General features: G+C 73.9%; 20 protein-coding genes. 12 read left to right on the top strand and 8 right to left on the bottom strand.

Annotated features, from left to right (window positions below; genetic code table 11):
* Positions 1–97 precede the first annotated feature (97 nt).
* Positions 98–871 carry a hypothetical protein gene (locus tag ACFYW1_RS00525; protein WP_388985182.1) on the bottom strand — a complete coding sequence of 258 codons (774 nt, stop codon included), beginning with the start codon at positions 869–871 and terminating at the stop codon, positions 98–100.
* A gap of 249 nt (positions 872–1,120) precedes the next feature.
* On the opposite strand from ACFYW1_RS00525, the gene ACFYW1_RS00520 reads away from it, so the two are divergent.
* The gene (locus ACFYW1_RS00520; RefSeq protein WP_384221300.1) at positions 1,121–1,474 is read left to right on the top strand and encodes a hypothetical protein; all 354 of its coding nucleotides are present in this window, start codon (positions 1,121–1,123) and stop codon (positions 1,472–1,474) included.
* Here the strand turns inward: ACFYW1_RS00520 and ACFYW1_RS00515 are convergent.
* The gene (locus ACFYW1_RS00515) at positions 1,458–2,564 is read right to left on the bottom strand and encodes a nucleotidyl transferase AbiEii/AbiGii toxin family protein (RefSeq protein ID WP_388985180.1); all 1,107 of its coding nucleotides are present in this window, start codon (positions 2,562–2,564) and stop codon (positions 1,458–1,460) included. The two genes, ACFYW1_RS00520 and ACFYW1_RS00515, sit on opposite strands and share 17 nt — an antisense overlap.
* Entirely contained in the window at positions 2,561–3,223 is a 663-nt protein-coding gene (locus tag ACFYW1_RS00510; RefSeq protein ID WP_388985178.1) for a hypothetical protein, read from the bottom strand. Before ACFYW1_RS00510 ends, ACFYW1_RS00515 begins: the two co-directional genes overlap by 4 nt.
* A gap of 257 nt (positions 3,224–3,480) precedes the next feature.
* Here ACFYW1_RS00510 and ACFYW1_RS00505 point away from each other — a divergent pair, with 257 nt between their 5' ends.
* Together ACFYW1_RS00505 and ACFYW1_RS00500 are read left to right on the top strand one after the other, a co-directional pair.
* A complete protein-coding gene (locus tag ACFYW1_RS00505; protein WP_388985176.1) occupies positions 3,481–4,965 on the top strand; it encodes an amidase in 1,485 nt (494 codons plus the stop codon).
* A gap of 150 nt (positions 4,966–5,115) precedes the next feature.
* Complete coding sequence (locus tag ACFYW1_RS00500) at positions 5,116–7,632, top strand: SpoIIE family protein phosphatase (protein WP_388985175.1); 2,517 nt, start codon at positions 5,116–5,118, stop codon at positions 7,630–7,632.
* Positions 7,633–7,733: 101 nt separating this feature from the next.
* Here the strand turns inward: ACFYW1_RS00500 and ACFYW1_RS00495 are convergent, their stop codons facing one another.
* Positions 7,734–8,789 (bottom strand): biotin/lipoate A/B protein ligase family protein, encoded by a 1,056-nt coding sequence (locus ACFYW1_RS00495; RefSeq protein WP_388985884.1) that lies wholly within the window; start codon positions 8,787–8,789, stop codon positions 7,734–7,736.
* A gap of 356 nt (positions 8,790–9,145) precedes the next feature.
* Here ACFYW1_RS00495 and ACFYW1_RS00490 point away from each other — a divergent pair, with 356 nt between their 5' ends.
* The 3 genes from ACFYW1_RS00490 (at position 9,146) to ACFYW1_RS00480 (ending at position 12,999) form a co-directional block, all read left to right on the top strand.
* A complete protein-coding gene (locus ACFYW1_RS00490; protein WP_388985173.1) occupies positions 9,146–10,135 on the top strand; it encodes a lytic polysaccharide monooxygenase in 990 nt (329 codons plus the stop codon).
* 166 nt (positions 10,136–10,301) lie between these two features.
* A complete protein-coding gene (locus ACFYW1_RS00485; RefSeq protein ID WP_388985171.1) occupies positions 10,302–12,638 on the top strand; it encodes a PAS domain-containing protein in 2,337 nt (778 codons plus the stop codon).
* Between the two features lie 34 nt (positions 12,639–12,672).
* Complete coding sequence (locus ACFYW1_RS00480) at positions 12,673–12,999, top strand: hypothetical protein (protein WP_388985169.1); 327 nt, start codon at positions 12,673–12,675, stop codon at positions 12,997–12,999.
* A gap of 31 nt (positions 13,000–13,030) precedes the next feature.
* On the opposite strand, the gene ACFYW1_RS00475 is transcribed toward ACFYW1_RS00480, so the two are convergent.
* Together ACFYW1_RS00475 and ACFYW1_RS00470 are read right to left on the bottom strand one after the other, a co-directional pair.
* Positions 13,031–14,428 (bottom strand): sensor histidine kinase, encoded by a 1,398-nt coding sequence (locus ACFYW1_RS00475; RefSeq protein WP_388985167.1) that lies wholly within the window; start codon positions 14,426–14,428, stop codon positions 13,031–13,033.
* Positions 14,425–15,117 (bottom strand): response regulator transcription factor, encoded by a 693-nt coding sequence (locus ACFYW1_RS00470; RefSeq protein WP_388985165.1) that lies wholly within the window; start codon positions 15,115–15,117, stop codon positions 14,425–14,427. Before ACFYW1_RS00470 ends, ACFYW1_RS00475 begins: the two co-directional genes overlap by 4 nt.
* 68 nt (positions 15,118–15,185) lie before the next feature.
* Between ACFYW1_RS00470 and ACFYW1_RS00465 the strand changes: the two genes are divergently transcribed.
* From ACFYW1_RS00465 to ACFYW1_RS00450, 4 genes are all read left to right on the top strand, one after another.
* Positions 15,186–15,749: a hypothetical protein gene (locus tag ACFYW1_RS00465; RefSeq protein ID WP_388985163.1), complete on the top strand. Its 564-nt coding sequence runs from the start codon at positions 15,186–15,188 to the stop codon at positions 15,747–15,749.
* Positions 15,750–16,274: 525 nt separating this feature from the next.
* On the top strand, positions 16,275–17,672 hold the full coding sequence (locus tag ACFYW1_RS00460) for a ferric reductase-like transmembrane domain-containing protein (RefSeq protein ID WP_388985161.1): 1,398 nt from the start codon (positions 16,275–16,277) through the stop codon (positions 17,670–17,672).
* A gap of 83 nt (positions 17,673–17,755) precedes the next feature.
* Positions 17,756–18,586, top strand: a complete 831-nt coding sequence (locus tag ACFYW1_RS00455) for a peptidoglycan-binding protein (protein WP_388985159.1) — start codon at positions 17,756–17,758, stop codon at positions 18,584–18,586.
* A gap of 386 nt (positions 18,587–18,972) precedes the next feature.
* Positions 18,973–19,821 carry an MHYT domain-containing protein gene (locus tag ACFYW1_RS00450; RefSeq protein WP_388985157.1) on the top strand — a complete coding sequence of 283 codons (849 nt, stop codon included), beginning with the start codon at positions 18,973–18,975 and terminating at the stop codon, positions 19,819–19,821.
* A gap of 148 nt (positions 19,822–19,969) precedes the next feature.
* Here the strand turns inward: ACFYW1_RS00450 and ACFYW1_RS00445 are convergent, their stop codons facing one another.
* Both ACFYW1_RS00445 and ACFYW1_RS00440 read right to left on the bottom strand, forming a co-directional pair.
* On the bottom strand, positions 19,970–20,398 hold the full coding sequence (locus ACFYW1_RS00445; protein ID WP_388985155.1) for an ATP-binding protein: 429 nt from the start codon (positions 20,396–20,398) through the stop codon (positions 19,970–19,972).
* Between the two features lie 323 nt (positions 20,399–20,721).
* A complete protein-coding gene (locus ACFYW1_RS00440) occupies positions 20,722–20,988 on the bottom strand; it encodes a GlsB/YeaQ/YmgE family stress response membrane protein (RefSeq protein ID WP_148836180.1) in 267 nt (88 codons plus the stop codon).
* 219 nt (positions 20,989–21,207) lie between these two features.
* On the opposite strand from ACFYW1_RS00440, the gene ACFYW1_RS00435 reads away from it, so the two are divergent.
* Together ACFYW1_RS00435 and mgtA are read left to right on the top strand one after the other, a co-directional pair.
* Positions 21,208–21,564, top strand: a complete 357-nt coding sequence (locus tag ACFYW1_RS00435; protein ID WP_388985153.1) for an ArsR/SmtB family transcription factor — start codon at positions 21,208–21,210, stop codon at positions 21,562–21,564.
* Positions 21,557–24,220 (top strand): magnesium-translocating P-type ATPase, encoded by a 2,664-nt coding sequence (mgtA, locus tag ACFYW1_RS00430; protein WP_388985151.1) that lies wholly within the window; start codon positions 21,557–21,559, stop codon positions 24,218–24,220. Before ACFYW1_RS00435 ends, mgtA begins: the two co-directional genes overlap by 8 nt.
* Positions 24,221–24,228: the final 8 nt, after the last annotated feature.

The following is a 24,228-nucleotide window of genomic DNA, read 5'->3' as shown; positions in this document are numbered from 1 at the left end:
CGTCCCCGTGCCCGACGGCACCGACCGCCCGACCGCTCCCGCCGCACCGGCCCGCCCGGAGCCCGGGCCCGTGGCCCGGCCCCCGCGGGCCCGGGGATCACACCGGCGCGCTCGTGCGGCCCAGCAGGGCGTCGATGTCGTAGGTCTCGTCCGGGGGCGGCGTGGTCGTGGGCACCGGCTTGTCGAAGGCCGAGAAGCCCACGACCGCGTCGGCCCCGGCGCCGCGCACCGTGATCCGCAGCGGGTACGGCCTGCCCGTGGCGGCGACGTACGTCGTCAGCGTCCGGTCGTCCCGCATCCGGGTCAGCGGGATCACCGGAGTCCCGGCGAGGGTGGTCCTGCGGCCCTTGTTCAGCGTGCCCCGGTCGTTGTCCGCGTTGTCGGCGACCAGCTTCCGGAACGTGTCCAGGTCGCAGCCGTCCGCCAGGCCGCGCAGCCGCGGATCGTCGGCCGAGCCCTTCATGTAACGCCCGTCGAGGATCGCGGCGAAGGCCGGACCACCGCCCGGGACCTGGTTCTTCCAGAAGTCCGCGTCCGGCTTGACCCAGACGTCGTCGCCGCGCTTCACGATCCGGACCGAACCCCGGCTCCGGCCGAGGTCCACCGAGCCGTTGCAGTTGCCGTCCCGGTCCAGGGTGAGTTCCAGCCTCATCGGCGGACCGCCGTCGCCGAGGTCGCCGCGCGTGCTGAGGTGCAGGGAACGGGCGCTCAGCAGGGCGTCGCGGGAGCGGTCCGCGATCTGCTGCGCGGAGAGGTCGTCGATGCCGTCGTCGGCCCCCGCCACACCCCCGCCCAGGACGCCGCCGGTGATCCCCAGCGCGATGACCGCCGCCCGGACGGCCCGGCGCGTGCGGATGCGTCGACCGGTCACGTCGCCTCCCTCGTAGGGCCCGTCGGGCCTGTTCAGGTGTGCGGACCCGACGGTTTTGAGCGTACGCCGGGGGCGGATCGGCCGCGCGGTGGAGGAACACGGCAGGAATGCACACAGCGTGATGTTCTGCCCGGTTTTGCGGCATGAGGGGTGGGGACGGTTGTCGGCGTACCGGCCCGCCGTCGCCGGGGCCGCCACGGGCGGGCCCGCCGACGCCGGACCACCACCGACGAGGAGGAACGGGAAGACATGAAGCTGTCGATGGGAAGCGCGTCCAGGGCGATGCTGCGGGGCGTCGTCGTGACGGGAGCGGCCGCCGCGCTCGCGGTGCCCGTGACCGCCGCCACCGCCCTGACGCCCCCGGCCACACCGCCGGGCCTGTCCTGCGATACCGGAAAGCACGAGATCGACGACTACACCGGCTTCGCGCTGTGCCGGAACAACGGCAACACGACGCAGACCTTCTGGGTGCACCTGGTCTGCGGCTGGTCCCCGGACGTGGACGGCGAACACGTCACGCTCAACCCCGGCCAGTCCGGTCAGTCCACCGCGCACTGCGGCAGCCTGGGCACCGGCATCGGGGAGATCACCGTCCAGCCGTAGGACGCGTTCCGCGAGCCGCGCCGTCCTCCAGCAGGCGCGGCAGCGCGTCCGCGAGCCGCTCCCGCAGCCGGTCGGGCCCGCCGTCCACCCACGGGTGGACGGCGTGGAACGCGGCCCAGTCCACCGGCCAGTCCAGCACCGTCCGGGGCGTGAACCCCTCCGCGTGCGGGCCGAGCACGGTGCGCAGCAGGCGGAGCGGGAGCCGCGTCGCGGGGTGCTCCGCGAGCAGCACCGCGTCGTACAGGTCCTTGGCCGCCGAGCGGCCCTCCGCCTCCTGGTCCTCGGCGAGCCACAACAGCTTCCAGGCCAGCGAGAGCCCCGGATCCGCGGTGCGCACCGGCGTCGGCGGGCCGCCGTCACCGCGCGGGCAGGCCGTCCACACCGGCGCCCGGGGCAGCCGCTCGTCCCGGGCGAAGTCCATTCCCAGCTCGCCCGGCGGCAGCCCGTCGGCCCGCCAGGGCACGACGACCCGCACACCGGGCGTCTCGTACTCCCGGTACGTCCATGTGTCGTCCGCCCGCACCAGGCCCGGATCGATGCGTATCCCCCCGGGCGGCGGCGGACCGGCCGTCAGGGCGGCGACGACCTCGGCGAGGGGAGAACGGGGCGCGTACATGCCCCCGAAGTCCTCGTACCGCCCGGACCCGTCGGACTCCTCGGAGTCGTCGAGTTCCTCGGACTCGATCCAGTGCAGTCCCTCGGGCGCGAGCAGGGGCCGGGCCCCGGCGGTCTCGTGGGACTCCTCGTCCGTCCACAGCTCGGGGGCGGCCGCGCCGTGCGCGACTTCCGGCCAGTGCTGGACCGCCTCGATCCCGGAGACGTACGGGTAGGGATCGAGACCGTCGACGAAGTCCTTCGCCGACGGCCCGAACATGATCCAGTCCAGGTCGCCCGGCTCCCGCGCCGCCGCGCCCACCCACGCCCGGAGCGGGAAACTGCCGCGCAGGACCAGCTGGTCGCCCCACGACGACCGGGCGATCACGTGCAGCAGATGGTCCTGGGCGGCGCGCCGGGCGGCCCGCCAGCGCGGGGCGAGCGCCGGGTCGTCGAACCTCGGCTCCCCGGGAACGGGGCGGTCGGCCGTGCTCATGGCGCCACCTCGACCCGCTCGTCGATCCAGCCCGCGTCCACCGCCGGATGGTCGTCGTGCACCACGAACTCCTCCTCGGTCTCCAGTACTTCGAGTCCGGCGTCCTCCAGCGCGCGCAGGAGCGCGTCGAGCCGGGCCCGGGCCCCGGGCCGGCCCACCGCGCGGCAGCGCTGCGTGACGAACCGCTCGTGACGTCCCCGTCCGTCGGTGCGGCGGGCGTTGCGCGACAGGTGCGCGCCGTGGCGCTCGGCCGCGGCCCGTGCGGCGGCGAGGTCGGAATCGCCGGAGAGCAGCAGCTTGACGTGGTGCTCGAAGTGGCAGTCGGGGGACAGCGCGGCGGCCTCGTCGGCCGTCCGCGGCACGTCCTCGTTCCACGGCGCGGCCTCGATCTTCACCCGGACGACCGGGAACCCCGCCGCCCGCAGAGCCTGCGCGCGGAGCCCCGCGGCGGCCCGCCGCCCGGAGAGCGCGCCCCGGCCCCGCTCGGTCAGCATGGGCTGGTCCTGCACCGCGCCGCGGTCCAGGACGATGCGGGTGAGCTTCAGACCGTGCCGCCGGGCCCAGCGCGCGAGGCGGGCGTCCTCCTCCGCCCCGTCGGCACCGGGATCGAACCGCACCGTCAGATGCGTCTCGAAATCGCCCTCGAACTCCGCTTCCACACGCCCTCCAGCAGTGCCTTCGCCACCCGCGCCCGGGCCGTCCCCGGCCCGTTCCCACGGGCAGAACGTAACAAGCGGCACCGACACTCCCCGGCCCACCGCCCGGCACATCGCCCGACGCACCGCCCGGCCACTTTCCACCGAACGGTTGAGCGGACTGCTCACTACTCGTTACCCTCCGGTAAGTTCGTTCGGGCCCACATCGGGACCACAGACGCGCCGCGCGCCTCTGCCGATACGAGGAAGGCGGTCAGCCGATGTCCTCAACGGAAGCCGTGGAAACCACCGAACCGGCCGGCCCGGCCGGACTGGCCGACAGCGCACGGGAGCTGGCCGAGGGCACCACCACCTCGACCGAGCAGGTGTCCGCCGCGCTGCGCCGCATCGAGGCGAGCCAACCCGTCCTCAACGCCTTCCGGCACCTGCGCGCCGAGGCCGCGCTCGCCGAGGCCGCCGAGGCCGACCGCCGGCTCGCGGCGGGGGAGCGGCTGCCCCTGCTCGGCGTACCGGTCGCGGTCAAGGACGACACCGACGTCGCCGGGATGCCGACCCACTTCGGCTGCGGCGGCGACCTGCCCGTCGCCGCCGCCGACAGCGAGGCCGTACGCAGACTGCGCGCCGCCGGGGCCGTGATCGTCGGGAAGACCAACTCCTGCGAACTCGGCCAGTGGCCGTTCACCGAGGGCCCCGCGTTCGGCGCCACCCGCAACCCGTGGCACACCGGTCACACCCCCGGCGGCTCGTCCGGCGGCTCGGCGGCGGCCGTCGCGGCCGGTCTCGTGCCCGCCGCACTCGGCTCGGACGGCGCCGGCTCCGTCCGCATCCCGGCGGCCTGGACCCATCTCGTCGGCATCAAGCCCCAGCGCGGCCGGATCTCCGGCCACCCGCACCGCGACTTCCAGGGCCTGACCGTCAACGGACCGCTCGCCAGGACCGTCGCCGACGCCGCGCTGCTGCTCGACGCGGCCGCCGGGACCCATCCCGCCGACCCGCACCGCCCGCCGCCCGTCGACGCCTCGGCCGCCGCCCGCCGCGACCCCGGCAGACTGCGCGTGGCGCTCGCCTGGCGCCCCCCGTTCACCTTCACCGGCTCCGAGCCCCACCCCGACGTGCGCCGCGCCGTCACCGCACTGGCCGAAACCCTCGCCCGGCTCGGTCACGACGTCGAGGAGGCCAGGCCCCGCTACGGACTGATCGGCCTCGGCTTCGTCCCCCGGGCCACCGCCGGGATCGCCGAACTCGCCGCCCGCCATCCCGACCCCGCGCTCCTCGACCCGCGCACCCGCAGCGCGCTGCGCACCGGCACCCGGCTCGGCGGCCGGGTGGTACGGGCGGCCAGGGAACGCGAGGTGCGCCAGCACCACCGGATCGGCGCGTTCTTCCGCACCTCCCGCACCGGTACCGGCCACTCCCGCACCGGCACCGGCTACGACGTGCTGCTCACCCCGACGACCGCGCTGCCGCCGCCCCCGATCGGCCGGTTCGACGGGCTCAGCGCCTGGCGCACCGACCTGGCGATGACCGAGGCGTGTCCGTACGCCTGGCCCTGGAACGTGCTGGGCTGGCCCGGCATCAACGTACCGGCGGGCTTCACCGGCGCCGGACTGCCGGTCGGCGCCCAGCTGCTCGGCCCGTCCCGCAGCGAGGAACGGCTGATCTCCCTCGCCGCGCAGCTGGAGGCGGACCGGCGGTGGTACGAGCTCCGCCCGCCCGTCGCCGCGGCCGCCCCCGGAGCGCGCTGACCACCGCGTACCTCCTGGCCGCCCGGCCGCCGCACCGGCCGCGCCTCCGCCCGCGCGGGGCCGGCCGGGGCGGCCGCCCCGATCGCGGTCGCTCGCACCGGAGCGGGAAAACCGGGACCATGGATGTGGAGTGGATGGGTGGTGAACCGTATGGCGTGCGCAGGTTCGCAGTCGGAGCCCTGCCCCGAACCGTTGCCGCCCAGCGCCCCCCGGCACACCCATGACGCGGCGAACGACGCGACCGCGGTGGTCGCCGGAACCGGCACGATCGTCGGCTGGACGCACAGCGCGCAGGAACTGCTGGGCTACCGCGCCGGGGACGTGGTCGGGCGGTCCGCCGGCTTCCTGCTCGCCATGCCCGAGGACCCGGTCCGGGTGGCGGGCATCGCCGAACGGTGCCGGGCCGGCGTGGGATGGAGCGGCGTCGCCGAGGTGCGGCGGAGCGACGGCCGCCGGATCGAGGTGGACCTGCGGGTCTCGGCCGCCTTCCACCTGGACGGGCGGGAGTGCTTCCTGGTCTCGGGGCGCGAACGGCGCCCGGAGTGGACGGTCGGGCAGTCCGTGCTGGACGCCTTCCTGACCAGCTCCCCGATCGGCATGGCCGTACTGAACCCGAGCCTGCGCTACCTCTGGATGAACGACACCCTGGAACGCTTCGGCGGCGTCCCGCGCGAACAACGCCTGGGCCGCCGGCTGAGCGAGGTGCTGCCGGGGCTGGAGGCCGACGCCGTCGAGACGCTGATGCGCGGTGTGCTGGACACCGGGGTTCCCGTCATCGACTACGAGTACCTGGGCTGGAGCTGGGCCGATCCGCACCGCAAGCGCGCCTACTCCTCGTCGTTCTTCCCGCTGACCGACGGCGACGGCAACGCCACCGGGATGTGCTACATGGTCCTGGACGTCACCGACCGGTGGAAGGCCCAGCAGCGACTGGCCCTGGTCAACGACGCCGGAGCCGCGATCGGCTCCACCCTGGACGTGATGCGCACGGCCCAGGAGCTGGCCGACTTCGCGGTGCCGCGCTTCGCCGACTTCGTCATCGTCGACCTGCTGGAACCGGTCGCAAGCCCCGAGGAACCCGCCCCGTGGCCGCTGGGGCCGGGCCTGTCCCGCGCCGACCTCGCCCGCTCCCGTGCCGCCGACCCCTCGCTCCGGCCGAAGATGCGCCGGGCCGGGATGAGTTCGGTGCGCGAGGGCTGCCCGGAGGCGGTGGGCCGGATCGGGGACCAGGTCGACTTCATGCCCCCGCCCCACGACATCCGGTTCCTCATCGACGGCGAACCCGTCCTCGTCCCGGTCCTCGACCCGGACAGCCACGCCTGGACGGCCGAACAGCCCGCCAGGGCGGCGAGCATCCGGGAGTTCGGGCTCCACTCCCTCATCTGCGTACCGATGCGGGCCCGGGAAACGGTGCTGGGCCTGGTCACCTTCGTACGGTCGGTGAACCTCGCCCCCTTCGAACCGGACGACGTGCTCCCGGCCCGCGAAATGGTGGCGCGGGCCGCGGTGTGCGTGGACAACGCCCGCCGCTACACCCGCGAGCACGCCGCGGCACTGACCCTCCAGCGCAGCCTGCTCCCGCACACCCTGCCCGGCGGCATGGCGCTGGACGTGGCCTCCTCCTACCTCCCGGCGGACGCCAAGGACGGCGTCGGGGGAGACTGGTTCGACGTCATCCCGCTGTCCGGCGCCCGGGTCGCCCTGGTCGTCGGCGACGTCGTCGGACACGGCATCGCCGCGGCCGCGACCATGGGCCGGCTCCGCACCGCGGTGCACACCCTCGCCGACATGGACCTGCCCCCCGACGAACTGCTGGCCCACCTCGACGACCTCGTGCTCCGCCTCAGCGAGCAGGAACCCGAGAACGGGACGCGCGGTACCCCGGTGCTCGGTGCCACCTGCCTGTACGCCGTCTACGACCCGGTCACCCAGCTCTGCACCATGGCGCGCGCCGGCCACCCGCCGCCCGTCGTCGTCTCCCCGGACGGACGCGTCTCCTTCATCGAACTGCCCGCCGGGCCCCCGCTGGGCCTGGGCGGGATGCCCTTCGAGACGGCTGAGGCCGAACTGCCCGAGGGGAGCCTGATCGGCCTCTACACCGACGGGCTCATCGAGGGCCGGGACCAGGACGCCGAACTCGGCATGTCCCGCCTCGGCGGGGCCCTGGCCCAGCGCGGACTGTCCCTCGACGCGCTGTGCGCGACGGTCGTGGAACAACTGGTCCCCGTTCCCCAGCCCGACGACGTCGCCCTGCTGCTCGCCCGTACGCACGAACTGGGCGTCGACCACGTCGCCTCCTGGGAGGTGCCCGCCGACCCGGCCGCCGTCGCCGGTGTCCGGGCCCGGACCGCCCGCCTGCTGAGCAGCTGGGGCCTGGAGGAGCTCCAGATGACGACCGAGCTGATCGTCAGCGAGCTCGTCACCAACGCGATGCGCCACGCCACCGGGCCCATCCGGCTCCGGCTGCTGCGCCAGTCCGTCCTGATCTGCGAGGTCTCCGACACCAGCAGCACCTCGCCCCGCCTCAGGCACGCCCGGACCACGGACGAAGGGGGCCGCGGCCTCTTCCTCGTCGCCCAGCTCACCCACCGCTGGGGCACCCGCTACACGCCCGAGGGCAAGATCATTTGGACCGAGCAGGAGATCCCGCCCGCCGACGCGGGATAACTCACCGCGGAAGAAAGGGAGTTTCCCCGATCCGGCCGGAGAACTGAGAGCTCCGAACCGTGGTCGGCGGCCCCGGCCCCGGCCCGCCCCGCCCCGCCCCGTCACGGCACCCGGGCGGTCCACTCCTCGGTGCCGAACTTCGTCCGCACGAGCTCCTCGGCCCGCGCCATCTCCTCGTCCGTCACCTTGCCCCGCGTGAGCCCGTGCCGGGTGCGGAAGGAGTCGATCATCCGCTCGATGACGGCCTCGCGCGCCAGCCCCGTCTGACGGCGCAGCGGATCCACCCGCTTCTTCGCGCTTCTGGTCCCCTTGTCGGACAGCTTCTCCTTGCCGATGCGCAGGACTTCGAGCATCTTGTCGGCGTCGATGTCGTACGACATGGTCACGTGGTGCAGCACGGCGCCCTCCCCGCCGACCACCCGCTTCTGCGCCGCGCCCGCGATCTTCCCGGCCTCCGTGGCGATGTCGTTGAGCGGCTGGTACCAGGCCTTGATGCCCATGTCGGCCAGGGCGCCGAGCACCCAGTCGTCGAGGTAGGCGTAGCTGTCGGCGAACGAGAGCCCGGAGACCAGGGCCTCCGGGACGGAGAGGGAGTACGTGATGGTGTTGCCGGGTTCCACGAACATGGCCCCGCCGCCGGACACCCGGCGCACGACCGTGATGCCGTGGCGCTCGGCGCCCTGCGGGTCGACCTCGTTGCGCAGGGACTGGAAGCTGCCGATGATCACGGCGGGGGAGGCCCACTCCCAGACCCGGAGCGTGGGCGGCCGGCGGCCCGAGGCCACCTCGGCCGTGATGACCTCGTCGAGCGCCATGTGGAGCGCGGGGGACTGCGGGGCCTCGTGGATGAGCTGCCAGTCGTAGTCGCTCCACTCGGTGGCGTGGGCGAGCGCCCGGCGCACGGCGACGGCGACCCCCTCCGAGGTGAGGCCGAGCATCACGGTCGAGGCGGGCAGTGCCGCGTCGATCCGGGCGGCGAGGCCCGCGGTGTCGGTGTTGGCCGGCGCGCCCTCCAGCGCCGCGTCGATCGCGAGGATCGCCTCGTCCGGTTCCAGGAAGAAGTCCCCGGCCACCCGTACGTTGCGCAGTGCCCCGCCCTCGACGTCCAGATCCACCACGACGAGCTTGCCGCCGGGAACCTTGTACTCACCGTGCACAGCCATGCCTCCGTTCCGTCCGACCCGCATCTTCGCAAATCGGTACCGACCAGGAACAACATCATCGCCGCACGTTTTAGTCCGAACCCCCGTCCCGGAGGGGCCGGGCGTCCCGTTCCGGCCGGGGGAAAACACCCCTGCGCCGGGCCGTCGAGCGGCGGGGAGCGAGGGAAGTAATAGCAGTCTGAGGAATCCCTTAAGGCATCCATAAGAATTGCCCGATACGGCTTCCACCCGCCAGGCAGCCGGGTTTCGAGGGTTAGGTTGCTGATCGCCGGACCGCAGGACTCCATACCGGGAGACCGCCCGGTGCCCCCGTCCCCAAACACCACCGCAGGGTTGAGGAGTTCATCCCAATGACCTTTTACCGCAAGGCCGCAGCATGCGCCGGAGCCGGTTCCGCAGCAATGTTCCTGACCGTTTCGCTGAGTGTTCCGGCGGCGGCGCACGGGTCGATGACGGATCCGGTGAGCCGGGTCTCGGCCTGTTACGCGGAGGGTGTGGAGTCGCCGCAGTCGGCGGCGTGCAAGGCGGCTGTCGCGGCGAGCGGGAAGCAGGCCTTCTACGACTGGAACGCGGTCAACATAGCCAATGCGGCGGGTAAGTCGAAGCAGATCATTCCGGACGGCAAGCTGTGCAGCGCGGCCAACGAGAAGTACCGGGGCCTGGATCTGCCGCGGGCCGACTGGCCGTCGACGAAGATGTCCGCGGGCGGCCACACCTTCCACTACAAGGGCACCGCCCCGCACAAGGGTTCCTTCGCGCTGTACATCACGAAGGACTCCTACGACCCGGCGAAGCCGCTGAAGTGGTCGGACCTGGAGGCGAAGCCCTTCGTGGAGGTCGCCGACCCGAAGATGGAGAACGGCGACTACGTCTTCCGGGGCGATGTTCCCGCCAGGTCGGGCCGTCACCTCATCTACTCGATCTGGCAGCGCTCGGACTCCCCCGAGGCGTTCTACACCTGCTCGGACGTCGTCTTCGGCAAGGACAGCGGTGCCAAGGGTTCCGCGCGGAAGGCGACCGCCCCCACCGACGAGGAGATCGCGGCCGGGGCCGGCAAGTCCTCCGTCACGCACCGGGGCCACGGCGGCGGCGCCCCCGCCCCGGCCGACCGGGGCGGGGACACCGGGAAGACGGCCGGGGCGGCACCCGGTACCGCGACGGGCGGGGCCGACGCGCCCGAGGCGAACAGCGCGGCCGAGAAGCCCGGGATCGAACTCGCCGAGACCGGCGGCGACAGCACCACCCCGGTCATCGCGATCGCCGGGGCCGCCGTGCTGGCGATCGGAGCGGCCTCGGTCTTCGCCATGGGCCGCCGCCGCGGGGCGACCGGCAGGCGCTGAGACCGTACCGACCGCGCCGGGGCCCGCGGCAGGGCCCCGGCGACGGGCGGACCGTAGGCAATCACCCACCCGCGCCCGCCCGTACCGGTGTCGGCGGGCGCGGCACCGACACCGGTGCGAGCGGACGGGCAGGCAGGACACCGTGGTTCAGGAGAGAAGTGTCGTCGTGAACAACAGACCACCCCGAGGGGCAGACCGTCTCGCCGTTATCTTCGACGCCCTCCCCGACGGCCTCGTGATCGTCAACAGCAACGGCACGGTCGTCGACGCGAACGCCGTGGCCCTCGGCATGTTCGAGACCCCCGGCACCGCCCTCGTCGGCCGCGGGCTCCTCGACATCCTGCCCGGCTTCGAATCGCGCCTGCTCCCCGGCTCGATGCTGCTGCCCGACGACGCCGACGCGTGGGGGCGCACGAAGCCCGCCCGGACGACCGCGCGCCGCCCCGACGGCCACGAGTTCCTCGCCGAGATCACCAACGTCTACCTGGACGCCGGGACCGGCCACCGGGACCCGTACCGGGCGCACCCCGACGAGGGCCTGCTCATGCTCGTGCTGCGGGACCTCACCGGCACCCTGGACACCGAGGCCGAACTGACCCGCTCGCAGCAGCAGACGGAGATGATCCTGCGCGCCGTGTCCGAGGGGGTCGTCGGCACCGACGTCCACGGAAGGATCGTCCTGGTCAACCCCGCCGCCGCACAGATCCTCGGCTACCGGGCCAGTCAGCTCGGCGGCCGGGAACTGCACTCCCTGGCGCTGCACTCGCGGGCGGACGGCGTGCCGTTCCCGTACGACGAGTCGCCGCTCGCCGACACCCTCCGTTCGGGCCGCAAGCACCGGGTGCGCGGGCAGGCGCTGTGGACGAAGGAGGGGACCCGGGTGCCCGCCGACATCACCACCGCCCCGGTGCGCGACGGAGGCCAACTCGTCGGCGCGGTCATGACGTTCACCGACCGCAGCGCCTGCGAACAGCTGGTGCTGACCCACGGTGCCGAACTCGCCGAACGCGACGAGCGGCACGCGGACGAACTGGACAGGCACCGGGAGAGCCGGGCGAACCTGTCCGCCCGGCACGAACAGCTGACGGCCACTCTGGAAGAGGCCGTACGCGGGCCGTTGACGGAGATGCACACCGAACTCGCCACCCTGGCCGCCGACAACGCCGGGCACCTCTGGCCGGAGGCCAGCCAGGCCATGCACCGGCTGGCGGCCGGGCACGCCCGGATGGTGGCCCTGCTCGACAACGTCCTCGGCAGCCAGCGGCTCGACACGGGCGCCGAGGAACTGCGCATGGCACAGGTGCGGCTGGACGGCGTCGTGGAAGCCGGTGTCGCCGAGGCCGCCGAACTCATCGGCGCCAACCGGGCCCGGTTCACCGTGCACACGGCGCCGATCGGGGCGGAGGCGGACGCAGAACGGCTCACGACGGCACTCGCCCACCTCCTCGCGGACGTCGCGGGAGTCGACTCGGCGGGCAGGACCCGGCTCGTCCACGCCCCGGAATCGGGCACCACCGTCCCCGAGATCGTCGTCGCCCTCGCACAGCGGGGGAACACCGCACGGATCGAGGTCCGCGGCCCGTACGCCGGAGGGGACCCCGTCCACCAGCCCATCGTGCGGGGGATCGTCGCCGCGCACGGCGGAGTGGTGCAGGCCCACGGCGGGACGGGGGAGGACGAAGGGGTCTACGTCCTCGAAGTACCGCTCGGTACAAGGGAATCGGCCCCCTCGCCGACGGCCGGTCTCCCCGGCCCGCGCACGGGCACACTGTCCGGCGGGAAGACGGGCACCCACGGCGGCGGCAGACACCAGCGCGCCCGTGCCGAGATCTCCGGGACCCGCACGGAACACCCCGGCCCGACCGGCCGCCGCAGGGGCAGGACCCCGCTCCCCGCGGCGTCGGACACGGGGGACCGCTGGGACGCGGTCACGGTGCCCGGCGAGCCGACGGGGCGACGCCGGGGCCGCCCCGCCGAGACCGCCGAGGGGACCGGGGAGTACCCCGCACCGGGCGACAGGGTGCCCCCGACGGGCATCGGGCCCGTCGCGGCCGCCCCCGCCGAACGGTACGGGGGCGAACTCCCCGCGCCACGGCACGCGTTCGTGACGGCACAGCGCTGGACGGACACGACCATGAGCGATTCCGGCCCGGTCCCGGTGCTGCCCGCCCCGCCCGTACTCGTACCGACGGGCCTTCCCGCGCACGACGAGGCCCCGTACCCCGTCGCGGAGTACGAGCGGTACGGCGACCGTGCGCCCGCGCACCTCGATCTGCTGCCCGCACCGGCCGGCTCCCGGCGGCCCCTGCGCGGCCCGGACCTCCCCGGCGACGGCGGGGCCGCGCAGCTGCTCCCCGTGCCGGGCGGACCGGCCTCCTTCCCCGGCCCGGACACCGCGGGCCCGGACCTCGCGCAGGGCACGGCGTCGGGCGTCCGGCCCCTCGGCAGGGGGCTGCTCCCCGCCGCCCCGTACTCCGGACCGGCCGCGGGCGGCCCCTGGTGAAACGCCGTGGTGCGACGGCAGTGGTGAAACGGCTGTGACGACCGTCCGGAACGGTACCGGGCACGGGCGGACCGCCCCCGTCCGCCTCCTGCCCCGTACGTGTTCCCCGCCGCCCCGTCCCGCGGCCCGACGAAACGGTTCGATCCTGGAATTCGACATACGCGCCGCTCGCATCGCCCAGCACCGGGCGATGCGGGCCGTCGCCGTGCGCGGTCCGAAGGATCCGGTCGCCCTCGGTCTGCTCGCGGACGCGGCCCGCGCGGCCGTGCGGGCCTGGGACGCCGGCCACCGGGTCGTCGACGTCCACCCCCGCAGGACGGTGTGGGGCGGCGCCGGTCCGTCCGGCCGGCTGTCCGCCTGACGTTCCGTGCGCCCGGCGCCGGGGGAGGGCGTCAGGAGCGGGCGGCCCGAACGGCGCGCCGCCCGCGCCGGCCCGAACCGCGATGGCGCCGCTGCCCCTGCTCGGAGCGCCGCCCGTCGAGCTGGATGCGGATGCGGATCTCCGCGCCGCCGAGCACCGAGCGGCCGATGCGCACGTCGCCGCCGGTCTCCTCGGCCAGCCGCCGCACGATGTCCAGCCCGAGCCCCGTCGAACCGTTCCTGGCACCGCTGTTGCCGCGGGCGAGGGCCGCCTCCGGGTCGTCGATGCCCGGCCCCGCGTCCGAGACCAGCACGATCACCGAGTACCCGCCGCCGTGTACGTCCACCGAGAAGGCGGTGCCCTCCGGGGTGTGCCGGAACACATTGCCGAACAGCGCGTCGAGGGCGGCCACCAGATCGGCGCGGGCGACGGGGACGTGCACCGGCCGGTCGACGCCGGCGACCCGGACCCCGCGCCCCTCGTCCTCCGCCAGCGCGGACCAGAACTCCATCCGTTCCCGGATCACCATGGCCGCGTCGCAGCTCGCCACGGGGGCGGCGACGGCCGCGGCCTGCGGCCTGGCCTCGCGCGCCGTACGGATGATCATGTCCACCTCGTGCTCCAGCTGGTCCACGGCGGCCCGCGTCTGGTCCGCGGCCGGATCGCTGCCCAGCGAAGCGGTGTTCAGCCGCAGCACGGTCAGGGGGGTGCGCAGCCGGTGCGAGAGGTCCGCCGCGAGCTCCCGCTCGTTGGCGAGGAGCTGGAGCAGCTGGTCCGCCATGGAGTTGAAGGCGACAGCGGCCTGTTCGAGCTCCGCCGGGCCGCTCTCGGGGACCCTTACGTCGAGCCTGCCCTCACCCAGCTCATGGGCGGCGCTCGCCAGTTGCGCGGCGGGCCGGGTCATGCGCGCGCCGAGCCGGTCCGCCACCGCGATCGAACCGGCGACCAGCGCGACGCCCACCCCGGCGAGCATGAACCAGGCGGTCGTCACACCGCTGCCGACCTCGTCCTCGGGCACGAACACCTCGACGATCGCGGTCTTCCCGGAACGCAGCGCGAAGGGCGTCATGAGAGCCGAGCCCCCCGGCACCTTCGCGATGGACTCACGGCCCAGTTCGCGGGTGGCCACGATCTCCCCGGTCGTCGCCCGGGGGCGGCCGATCTCCAGCGCGGCGCGGGTGTCGTCGCCCGGGACGTGCACGGTCACCCGCCCCTGCGCACCGGCCTCGGTGGACATGACGGCCCGGGTCAACTGCTCCCGGTCCGCGGTGATGGAGAGCGTGGGGCCGATCGCGGCCGCCTGCCGCTCGGCGTCGGAGAACGCCCGGTCCGACGCCATCTCCCGGATGACCAGACCGAGCGGGACGGCGAAGGCCACCACGACCATCGTGGTGACCGCGAGGCAGACCTTGACGAGAGCCCATCTCACAGCGGGGCTTCCAGCTTCACTCCCACCCCGCGGAACGTGTGCAGATAGCGCGGCCTGGCGGCGGACTCGCCCAGCTTCCGGCGCAGCCACGACAGATGGACGTCGATGGTCTGGTCGTCGCCGTACGGCTGCCGCCACACCTCGGCCAGGAGCTCCTTGCGGGACACGACGACCCCGGGCCGCTCGGTGAGGAACGCGAGCAGGTCGAACTCCCGTCGGGTCAGGACGAGTTGGGTGCCGTCCAGGGTCGCCTGCCGGCGCAGCGGGTCGATGGCGAGGCCGCCGACCCGGAGCACCTGCGAGGGCTGGGCCTCGCCGGTGTGGCCGGTGCCGGCGCGCCGCAGCACCGCGGCGATGCGCGCCGAGAGGTGCTCGACGGAGAACGGCTTGGTGATGTAGTCGTCGGCGCCGTCGTTGAGCAGCCGGATGATCTCGGCCTCGTCGTCCCGGGCGGTGGCGATGATCACGGGCACATCGGTGATTCCGCGCAGCATCTTCAACGCCTTGGCGCCGTCCAGGTCGGGCAGCCCCAGATCCAGGATGACCACGTCGAAGCGGGAACGGGAGACTTCGCGCAGCGCCTCGAGGGCCGTACCGACGCTCCATACGACATGGGAGGCATCGGTCAGGTGCCGGATGAGGGCCGAGCGTACGAAACGGTCGTCCTCGACGACGAGCACACCAGCCATGGGGGAAATCGTATGCTATTCAACGAAGTGTTCCCCGCTGCGCCGACCCGAAAGACGCATGGTGCAAGATGTTCCGGATGCGACGAGGACTGGTGAACGGCATAGCGTGGGTGCTCTCCACGGGAGCGGCGGTCACGCTGACCTGGTGGGGGGTCCACACCGTGATGTCCGGGACCGCCTACGACCCACCGCGCGCCCTGCCGATCGTGGACGTGGAGCAGGCCGAGCACGAGAACGCCGGCCCCCGGCCCTCCGCCACGCACCGCCCCCGGCAGTCCCCGACGCCCGGCCCGTCCGCGAGTGACGGCGGTGAGGCCGCGACGAGGACGAAGCCGCCGACCGGCGGGGCGGGAAGCACCGCGCCGACTTCCGCGCCGCCCACCGCCGGCCGGTCGACGGGCGGGTCCGGGAACGTGAAGGGCTACACCGTCGACGGCGGCCGGGTCGTCTTCAACATCAAGCAGGACCACGCGGAACTGGTCTCGGCCGTCCCCGACTCGGGCTGGCGGATGCAGACGTGGAAGCACCCGCAGTGGATCCGGGTGTCCTTCACCAAGGACTCCCGGGAGATCTCGGTCTTCTGCAGCTGGTATCAACATGCTCCGCTCGTCGAGATCGAGGAAGGCAGCTGAGCGCTGCCCCGTGGAAGCGGACCGGCCCCGGTGCGTTCGGACCGGGCTTTCCGTACGGGCCTCTCCGCTCCGGGCTTTGCCCGTCGGCCTTTCCGTACCGGACTCCGCGTACCCCGGAGGCTTCCTTACCCGGAATCTTCCGAACCGCCGTCACATCACTTTATTGCCCCGGACATCACGCGTTCCGGGAAAATGCTTAGCCACCCTTGAAGCGAAACTGAAGAGAACCTTAAGGATCTTTCCCGGGCGCCGTGAACAGGCTTTCCGCCCCGGACGGACGGCTATGTTCGGACCGTGGAACACCGGCGCCGAAACGAAACAGAAGAAAGCTCCTTCCGCCCGATGGGAAAGGGGACTTTCACGTGGCCCCGGAATGTGTTCGGCACCGCACCGTCATCCCCCGGTGCGGTGCCGGGCGCACGGCACGCCGCCCACCGCGCCGTGCGGACGGCGGCAGCGCGGACGCGGCACCGCCAGTCGCCGGCCCGGACGGTGCGTGCGTGGGCGGAGCGGTTCGTGAGGCGGATGCGCGCTCCCCGGACGGGGTTCGCACCGCGGATCTCCCCGGCGTCGCTCCAGGCGGCTCTGGCCGCGGGAGCCTTCGCCGTCACGGCCCGATGGGCGGCCGGGACGGAGCCCACGGCCCGGCTCGACGGACTGTTCGCGGCCTTCGCCCACCTCACCGGCCTGCTCGCCGGGTACGGCGTCCTCGTCATGTTCTTCCTGATGGCGCGGATACCGGCGGTGGAACACGGCGTCGGCGCCGACCGGCTCGCACGGCTGCACGCGTGGGGCGGGCGCTGGGTGATCCTGTCGTGCCTGGCGCACGGGGTGCTCGCCCTGTGCGGTTACGCGACGCGCAGCGGGAGCGATCTGCTGACCTCCGCGCTGGACCTGCTGGGCTCGACGGGCATCGGGCTCGCCGTCGTCGGAACGGTGCTGCTCTGCGCGGTCGGCGCCGTGTCGGCGCGCGGCGTACGCGGCCGTGTCCCGCACGAGATCTGGCGGGCGGTGCACCTGCTCACCTACGTGGGGGCCGGGCTCGGCGTCGCCCACCAGATGACCGGACCGGACATAGGGGACAACACCTTCGTGCTCTGCGTGTGGGTGGCGCTCCATGTCGTGGTCGCGGCACTGCTGGTCCAGTACCGGCTCGTCGTCCCGGTCCGCCAGGTGATGCGCCACGACCTGCGCGTCCTGGAGGTGCGGACCGAGGGGCCCGGAGTGGTCTCCGTGCTGATGCGGGGCACCGGGCTGGACGCCCTCGAAGCGGAATCCGGGCAGTTCTTCCGGTGGCGGTTCCTGCAGCGCAGGATCTGGCACTCGGCCCTGCCCTTCTCCCTCTCCGCACCCGTGCGGGACGACACGATCCGCATCACCGTCAAGGCGGTCGGGAACCACACCCGGCGGATCCGGAGGCTCAAGCCCGGCACCCGGGTCCTGGCCACCGGGCCGTTCGGCGCGATGACCGCGCGCAGGCGCACCAGACGCAAGGTCCTGCTCCTGGCGGGAGGCGTCGGCATCACACCGATACGGACGCTCTTCGAGACGCTGCCGGGAGGGCCCGGCGACATCACCCTGCTCTACCGCGCGGGCAGCGAGGAGCAGTTGGTGTTCCGCGAGGAGCTGGAAGCCATCGCCGCGTACCGCGGGGCGGACCTCCACTACCTCCTCGGCCCCTCCGACGCCTCCTTCAACCCACTCGCCCCGCAGGCGCTGCGCGGCCTGGTCCCCGGCCTGGTCAGGCGCGACGTCTACGTGTGCGGGCCGTCGGCCATGACCGGGGCGGCCGTCACCGCACTCGTCCGGGCCGGGGTCCCGGGGAAGCGGATCCACACCGAGGACTTCTCCTTCGACGACTCCCGCGCGGCGTCGCGCCGACGGACCGCGCCCGGCGCCCCGCCCCACCGCCGCTCCGCATGACCCCCCTCCCGCGCGTCCACCCCGCGCGGGACACCCCACAGGACGCAACGCCCACACCACCGACGTGCCCGGAGGGCCGGCACATGACCGCACAGCAACACCCGTGGCACCGGCCGGGGAACCACCCGCACCCACCGCACCACCACGACGACACCGCCCACCACGGGGCGAATCCCGTACTCGGAAGGGTGGTGCCGCCGGACAGCACCGCGGACACGATCGAGCAGGAGATCCTGAATCTCTTCGCCGACCCCGTGCCCGCCGCCCCCGCTCTGGTGCGGCCACCCGAGGCGGCGACGGAGGAGCCCGGACCCCGCAGGCGCGGGCCCCGGACCGGGGCGGGGGCGTTCGGCCGGGTGCTCGCCCTCGTGGCGGCGACGGCGGCCGGTTCCTCGGCCGTCCTCATGGGGGTCTCCGCGGCCTCCGGCCCCGACCGCCCGCCCGAGGCACGCCGGATCGCGGCGCCCCCGACGGCGCCCCCGGTCGAGGACCGCCGCGCGGCCGGGGCCGACGAGGACGCGCCCGCCCGGTTCACGGACCCGGAGCCCAGCCGGACCGCGATCGCGCCCGTCGTCCCCGGGACGCCCCCGCCCGCCCCGAGCCGCACGCCCGACCCCGGGACGAGCGGCGGCGGCACCCCGTCGGCCGGAGCGACACCGGAGCGTTCGCGACTGCCCGACGACGGGGCACCGGCACTCGGCAGCAGCGGGCCGCAGGTGAGCGAACTCCAGTGGCGGCTGTCCCGGCTCGCCCTGTACGACGGCCCGTACGACGGCGTCTTCTCGGCCGCGGTCGAGGACGCCGTGCTCCGCTTCCAGCGGATCCGGGCCATCGACGATCCGCGCGGCGTCTACGGGGCCGCCACCCGAGAGGCGCTCCGGGCGGAGACGGACGGAAACGGCCCGGACCGCTGACGGGACCGTACGGCGCCGACGCGCCTCGGAGGAACGCCACGACCGCCCCGGCGAACTCCTCGGGCGCCGCGTGGTGGACCAGGCGGTCACGGGCGAGGGCGGGGGCCACCGCGTCCCGGTCACCGGCGTTCCCGCCCGGGGCGAGTGGGGCGGCGTCCGGCGGGTGACTTTCCGTCAGGTCTCGAAACGGAATCGTCACGGATTGGAATGGGCGCTTTTTCCGTGCCGCATATCACATGAAGGCGAATTCAAGATCGACTGTCGGATTTCGTGATGATTCAGTTATTCAAGAGGGTGGGTTTTCAGTCATCACGTCTGCTTATCGTCATGAGGCGGGGCTTCGAAGGGGAGTTCGCGCACGGGTCGGGCAAGGGAGGGGCGGAACGATGTCGTCCGCGACCGTGGATGGTTTCAGTCAGGGTTTCGTGACCCCGGTCGCCGGGTTCCTCGTCGCCTGGCTGGGCGGAGCCCTCGGGCTGCGGTGCACGAACCGGTCGATGCACAGCAGGGGCGTCGCGAAGACGGGATGGCTCGCGCTCGGCTCCACGTCGATCGGCGTCGGCATCTGGACGATGCACTTCATCGCGATGCTCGGCTTCAGCGTGGCGGAATCCTCCATCACCTACGACAGCGCGCTCACCGCGGCGAGCCTGGTGGTGGCGGTCGTGGTCGTGGGCGTCGGCGTCTTCGCCGTCGGATATCTGGGGGCGCGCCGGCCGGTGCTGCTGACGGCCGGTCTGCTGATGGGCCTGGGCATCGCGGGCATGCACTACCTGGGCATGGCGGCGATGCACGTGGGGTCGGGGATCAGCTACTCCGTGCCCCTGGTGGTGCTGTCCGTGGTGATCGCGGTGGCCGCCGCGACGGCGGCACTGTGGTCCGCGATGTCCGCGTACGGATTTCGCGCGAGCCTCCGGGCGAGCCTGATCTTCGGGGTCGCGGTCGCCGCGATGCACTACACGGGAATGGCCGCGCTGAACGTGGAACTCGGGGAGGGCCACGGGTCGCACGGCGGCGGGATGACGGGCACGGAACTGCTCGTGCCGATGCTGCTGGGGCCGGCCGTGTTCCTGGTGGTGGCCGCCGCGGTGGTGATGTTCGACCCCGTCCTGATGCTGGGGGAGGAATGGGAGGACCGGGGCACGGACCCGTCCTCCGGGAGGCCCGCGGGGAGGGCCGGAAGGCGTACGGCCGGGAGGCGTACCGCCGGAAGGCAGCGGGTGGGCAGGCCATAGGAGGGGAGCGTGGCTCCTTCCGGCGGTGCCGGAGGGAAGCCGCGCCCGGCCGGGCCGGGGCCGTACCGTGCGTCATGCGCGCGGGACGGCCCCTCCCCTGTTGACCCGGCCGGGCAACGGCGGGAACCCGGCCGGGGCCGGGCCCGGCTCATTCGATCGCGCCGAGCAGCGCGAACCGGACGATGACGCTCTTGCCGGGTCCGTCGCAGGCGGGCTCGGTCCGTACGTCGCCGGAATAGTCGTGCGCGAGACCGGACACCACCGCGAGGCCCTGCCGGGGCGCGAGGTCCTCCAGCGACACCGGGCGCGGGTCCTGGTCCCCGACGGAGATCGTGAGGAGATACCCCTCCAGCGCGAGGGAGACCTGTACGTCCGGCGAGAGGTCGGCGTGCTGCACGGCGTTGGAGACGAGCTCGGCCACCACCTGGAGGGCCGCGTCGAAGAGGGTGGAATCCGGTGCGATGCCGGCCCGGTGCAGCCACTGGCCGGAACGGTCCCGGGCCGCCTGCACCGATCCGCGGATCGACGGCAGGGCCCAGGAGAGGTGGTCCGGGTGCGCGGGCAGACGCAGCATCACGCGCGTTCCGGCTCCGTGCCGTCGGCCGCGCCCGGGCGGCCCGACGCGTACGACGCCTCGCGCCGCGTCCCGACCCGGCACGTCGGCCGCACCTCCGTACCTGTTGCACGCATCCGTCCGCACCACCCGTTGTCGTTTCGGCGAAGTCGCCCGTCGCGGGAACTCCGCAGAAGTAACGACGGTGGCCGAGCGGTCGGTCACGGCACCGGAGTGCATGATCGGATGTTCGAGAACACGGCACCCGGGGGCGCCGCGCCGGGCGGCGGCGCGTCCACGGGGTACGGGGCCGGTGGAGGGCACCGGCCCGGGGAGCGCGTTCCCGGTCAGTTCCGCGAGTTGCCGAAGAGGAGGCGGTAACCGATGAGCAGGACGAGGGAACCGCCTATCGCCGCTCCCCAGGTGGTCAGGTCGAAGAACTCCTTCTCCACCGGCCGGTCGAAGACGCGCGCCGAGAGCCAGCCACCGACGAAGGCACCGGCGACGCCGATGAGGGTGGTGCCGATCAGGCCCCCGGGATCGCGGCCGGGAAGCAGGATCTTGGCGATGACTCCGGCGACGAGGCCGAGGATGATCCAGCTGATGATGCCCACGTTCGTCATTCCCCTCATCGGGCCGCACCGGGGCGGGAACGGCCCCGGTCGGCGAGTGCATTGCATGGTTGCGCAACTGTACGGACGATGGTGAGGACGCGGGGCGGGCGGGGGTGGTTGCTCCACGTCCTCACCGTGTCCCCGTGCGGCCGGACGGCAGTCCTCGGAGACTGCCTAGACTTGGGCCCGCAAACGATCCGGGAAGAGGAAGGGGCGACGGTGGAGACGGACGTCGACGGCTTCGAGGACCCGCCTGCCGAGGTGCTCGCGGAGGCTGCCGCGTCCTTCGGACTGCTGGCGTCCCCGGCCCGGCTGCACATCGTGTGGGCGCTGGCCCAGGGCGAGAGCGACGTGACCGGGCTCGCGGAGCGGGTGGGCGGCGCACTGCCCGCCGTCAGCCAGCATCTGACGAAGCTGAAGCTCGCGGGGCTGGTCCGCTCCAGCCGCGACGGCCGACGGATGGTGTACTTCGTGGACGACCCCGACGTGGTGGCCGTGGTGCGGATGATGGTCGGCCGGCTGGCCGCACGCGCCGCCTCCACGCAGTCGCGCACACTCCGCCGAACCGGTGCCTGAGACCTCCGCGACCGGAGGGCGGGGCCTGGTGCTGCCGTTCCCGTCGCGGACCCTTCCGGCACCGGCCGGAGCACCCGGGGCCGGCGGCGCCCCGGCGGGCCCCACCTCGCTCCAGGTGCTGCGCACACTGGACAGCGGGCCCCACGGCCTGACGGACGAGGAGGCCGAGGCACGCCTGGCCGGGTACGGCGAGAACACCCTGCCCGCCCGGCGGACGGTGTCGTGGCCCGGCCGGTTCCTGCACAGTCTCCGCGACCCGTTCACCGCAGTGCTGCTCTGCCTCGGGCTGGTGTCCGCGGCCGTCGCGGCCTGGGGCCCGGCCTGTGTGATCACCGTGCTCGTGGTGGTCAGCTGCGTGCTGCGGTCGGCCGGGGAGCACCGGGCCGACCGGTCGATGGCGGGACTGCGGGAGCTGGTGGCGACCACCGCCACCGTGGTGCGCCGCACGGGGCGGGACGCGGACCCGGTGCCCCGCGAGATCCCCGTCGACCAACTGGTGCCCGGGGACGTGGTCCGGCTCGGCCCCGGGGACCTCGTCCCCGCCGACGTACGGCTGTTGCGCGCGAACAGCCTGAGCGTGAACCAGGCGGCGCTGACCGGCGAGTCGGCCCCGGTCGCCAAGTACCCCGTCGACGCGCCGGGCGGGTCCGGGAGCGGAGTGCCGGAGCGCGGGCCGTTCGGCGAGCCGCAGTCGTGCTTCCAGGGCAGCAGCGTCATGTCGGGCAGTGGCACCGCGGTGGTCGTGGCGACCGGGGCGCGCACCCGGTTCGCCGCCGCGCACGACTTCGTGCACCCGCGCGGCCCGAGCGCCTTCGACCGTTCCGTGCACGGCATCTCCTGGACCCTCATCCGGTTCATGCTGGTGACGCCGCCGCTGGTGCTGATGGCGAACGCCGCCCTGCGCGGCCGGGGCCTGGAGACGCTGCCCTTCGCGGTGGCGGTGGCGGTGGGGCTCACCCCGGAGATGCTGCCGGTCGTCGTCACCACCTGCCTGGCCCGCGGCGCGTCGCTCCTCGCCCGCTCCCACGGCGTGATCGTCAGACGGCTGCCCGCGCTGCACGACCTGGGCGCGGTCGACGTGCTGTGCCTGGACAAGACGGGCACGCTCACCCGGGACCGCCCCGTCGTGGTGCGCGGCCTGGACGCCGAGGGGCGGGACGACCCCGAGGTCCTGCACTGGGCCGCCGTGAACGCCTGGTGGACGCTCCAACTCGCCGACCTGCCCGTCCCCGACGCCCTGGACGAGGCGATCCTCGACGCGGCCGACACGGCCGACGCGCAGGTCCACGACGGGGTCGCGGCCGTGCCCTTCGACCCGGCCCGTCGCCTGTCCACCGCCGTGGTGCGCGTGCCGGGCCGGCTCGGCACGGACCTGCTCGTGGTCAAGGGCGCCGTCGAGAGCGTGCTGGAGCGGTGCGCCCTCGACGGGGACCGGCGCCGGCGGCTGCTCCGGCTCGCCGCGGACCGGGCGGACGACGGGCTGCGGCTCCTGGCGGTCGCCGGCGCCGAACGCCCCGCCCGGCACCGCCCGTACACCCCCGCCGACGAACGCGGCCTGACCTTCGTCGGCTTCGTCGCCCTGCGCGAGGAACTCGTCCCCTCCGCCGCCGGCGCCCTGCGCGTCCTCGCCGACCGCGGCGTCACGGTCAAGGTGCTCACCGGCGACCACCCGGCCACTGCGGCCCGCGCCTGCCGGGACCTGGGGCTGGACCCCGGGGAGGTGTGCACGGCCGACCGCATCGACGGGCTCACCGACTCCGAACTGGCCGGGCTCGCCGCCCGCACCACCGTCTTCGCCCGCTGCACCCCCGAGCACAAGGCCCGCATCGTCACCACGCTGCGGACCGCGGGCCGCACCGCGGGGTTCCTCGGGGACGGCGTCAACGACCTGCCCGCGCTGCACGCGGCCGACGTCGGGATCTGCCCGCGCGACGCCGTCGACATGGTCCGCGAGAGCGCCGACGTGGTCCTCGCCGGCCGCGGCAAGGACCTGACCGCGATCGCCCACGCGATCACGGCGGGCCGGCACAGCAGCGTCACCATCGCGACGTACCTGCGCATCACGCTGTCCTCGAACCTCGGCAACGTCATCGCCATGCTCTTCGCCGGGCTCCTGCTGCCCTTCCTGCCGATGCTCCCGGCCCAGGCCCTCGTCCAGAACCTGTGCTTCGACGCCGCCCAGCTCACCTTCTCCTACGACCGGCCCGCACCCGCCGCGCTCAGGGGCCCGACGGCGCTGCGCCCGCGGGACCTGCTCCGCTTCATCACCGGTTTCGGGGCGCTCAACGCCGTCGCCGACCTGGCCACCTTCGGGGTGCTCGCCCTCGCCCTGTACGGGCCCGGGGGCGCGGACGACGAGGCGGTGTTCCACTCGGGCTGGTTCACCGAGAACCTGCTCACCCAGGCCCTGGTGATGGTGCTCCTGCGGACCGGCCGCCGCACCGCCGGGGGCCGCGGCGGCAGCCCGGTCGGCAGGGCGGCGGCCGGACTCGCCGTCACCGGGCTGCTGCTGCCGCTCTCCCCGCTCGGCCCGCCCCTGGGCATGACGGCGCTGCCCGCCCTCTACTACCCGCTGCTCGTGGCGGTGCTCGGGCTGTACGCGGCGGCCCTCGCGTTCGCCGTCCGCCGCCGGGGGAACCGCGACGCGGGGCCGTAGACCGTCCG

Origin of the sequence: Streptomyces sp. NPDC002669 (genome assembly GCF_042889165.1) — a bacterium.
Lineage (GTDB): Bacteria > Actinomycetota > Actinomycetes > Streptomycetales > Streptomycetaceae > Streptomyces.
Note: the sequence above shows the minus strand (reverse complement) of the source record. Positions and strands in the feature narration are given on the sequence as shown.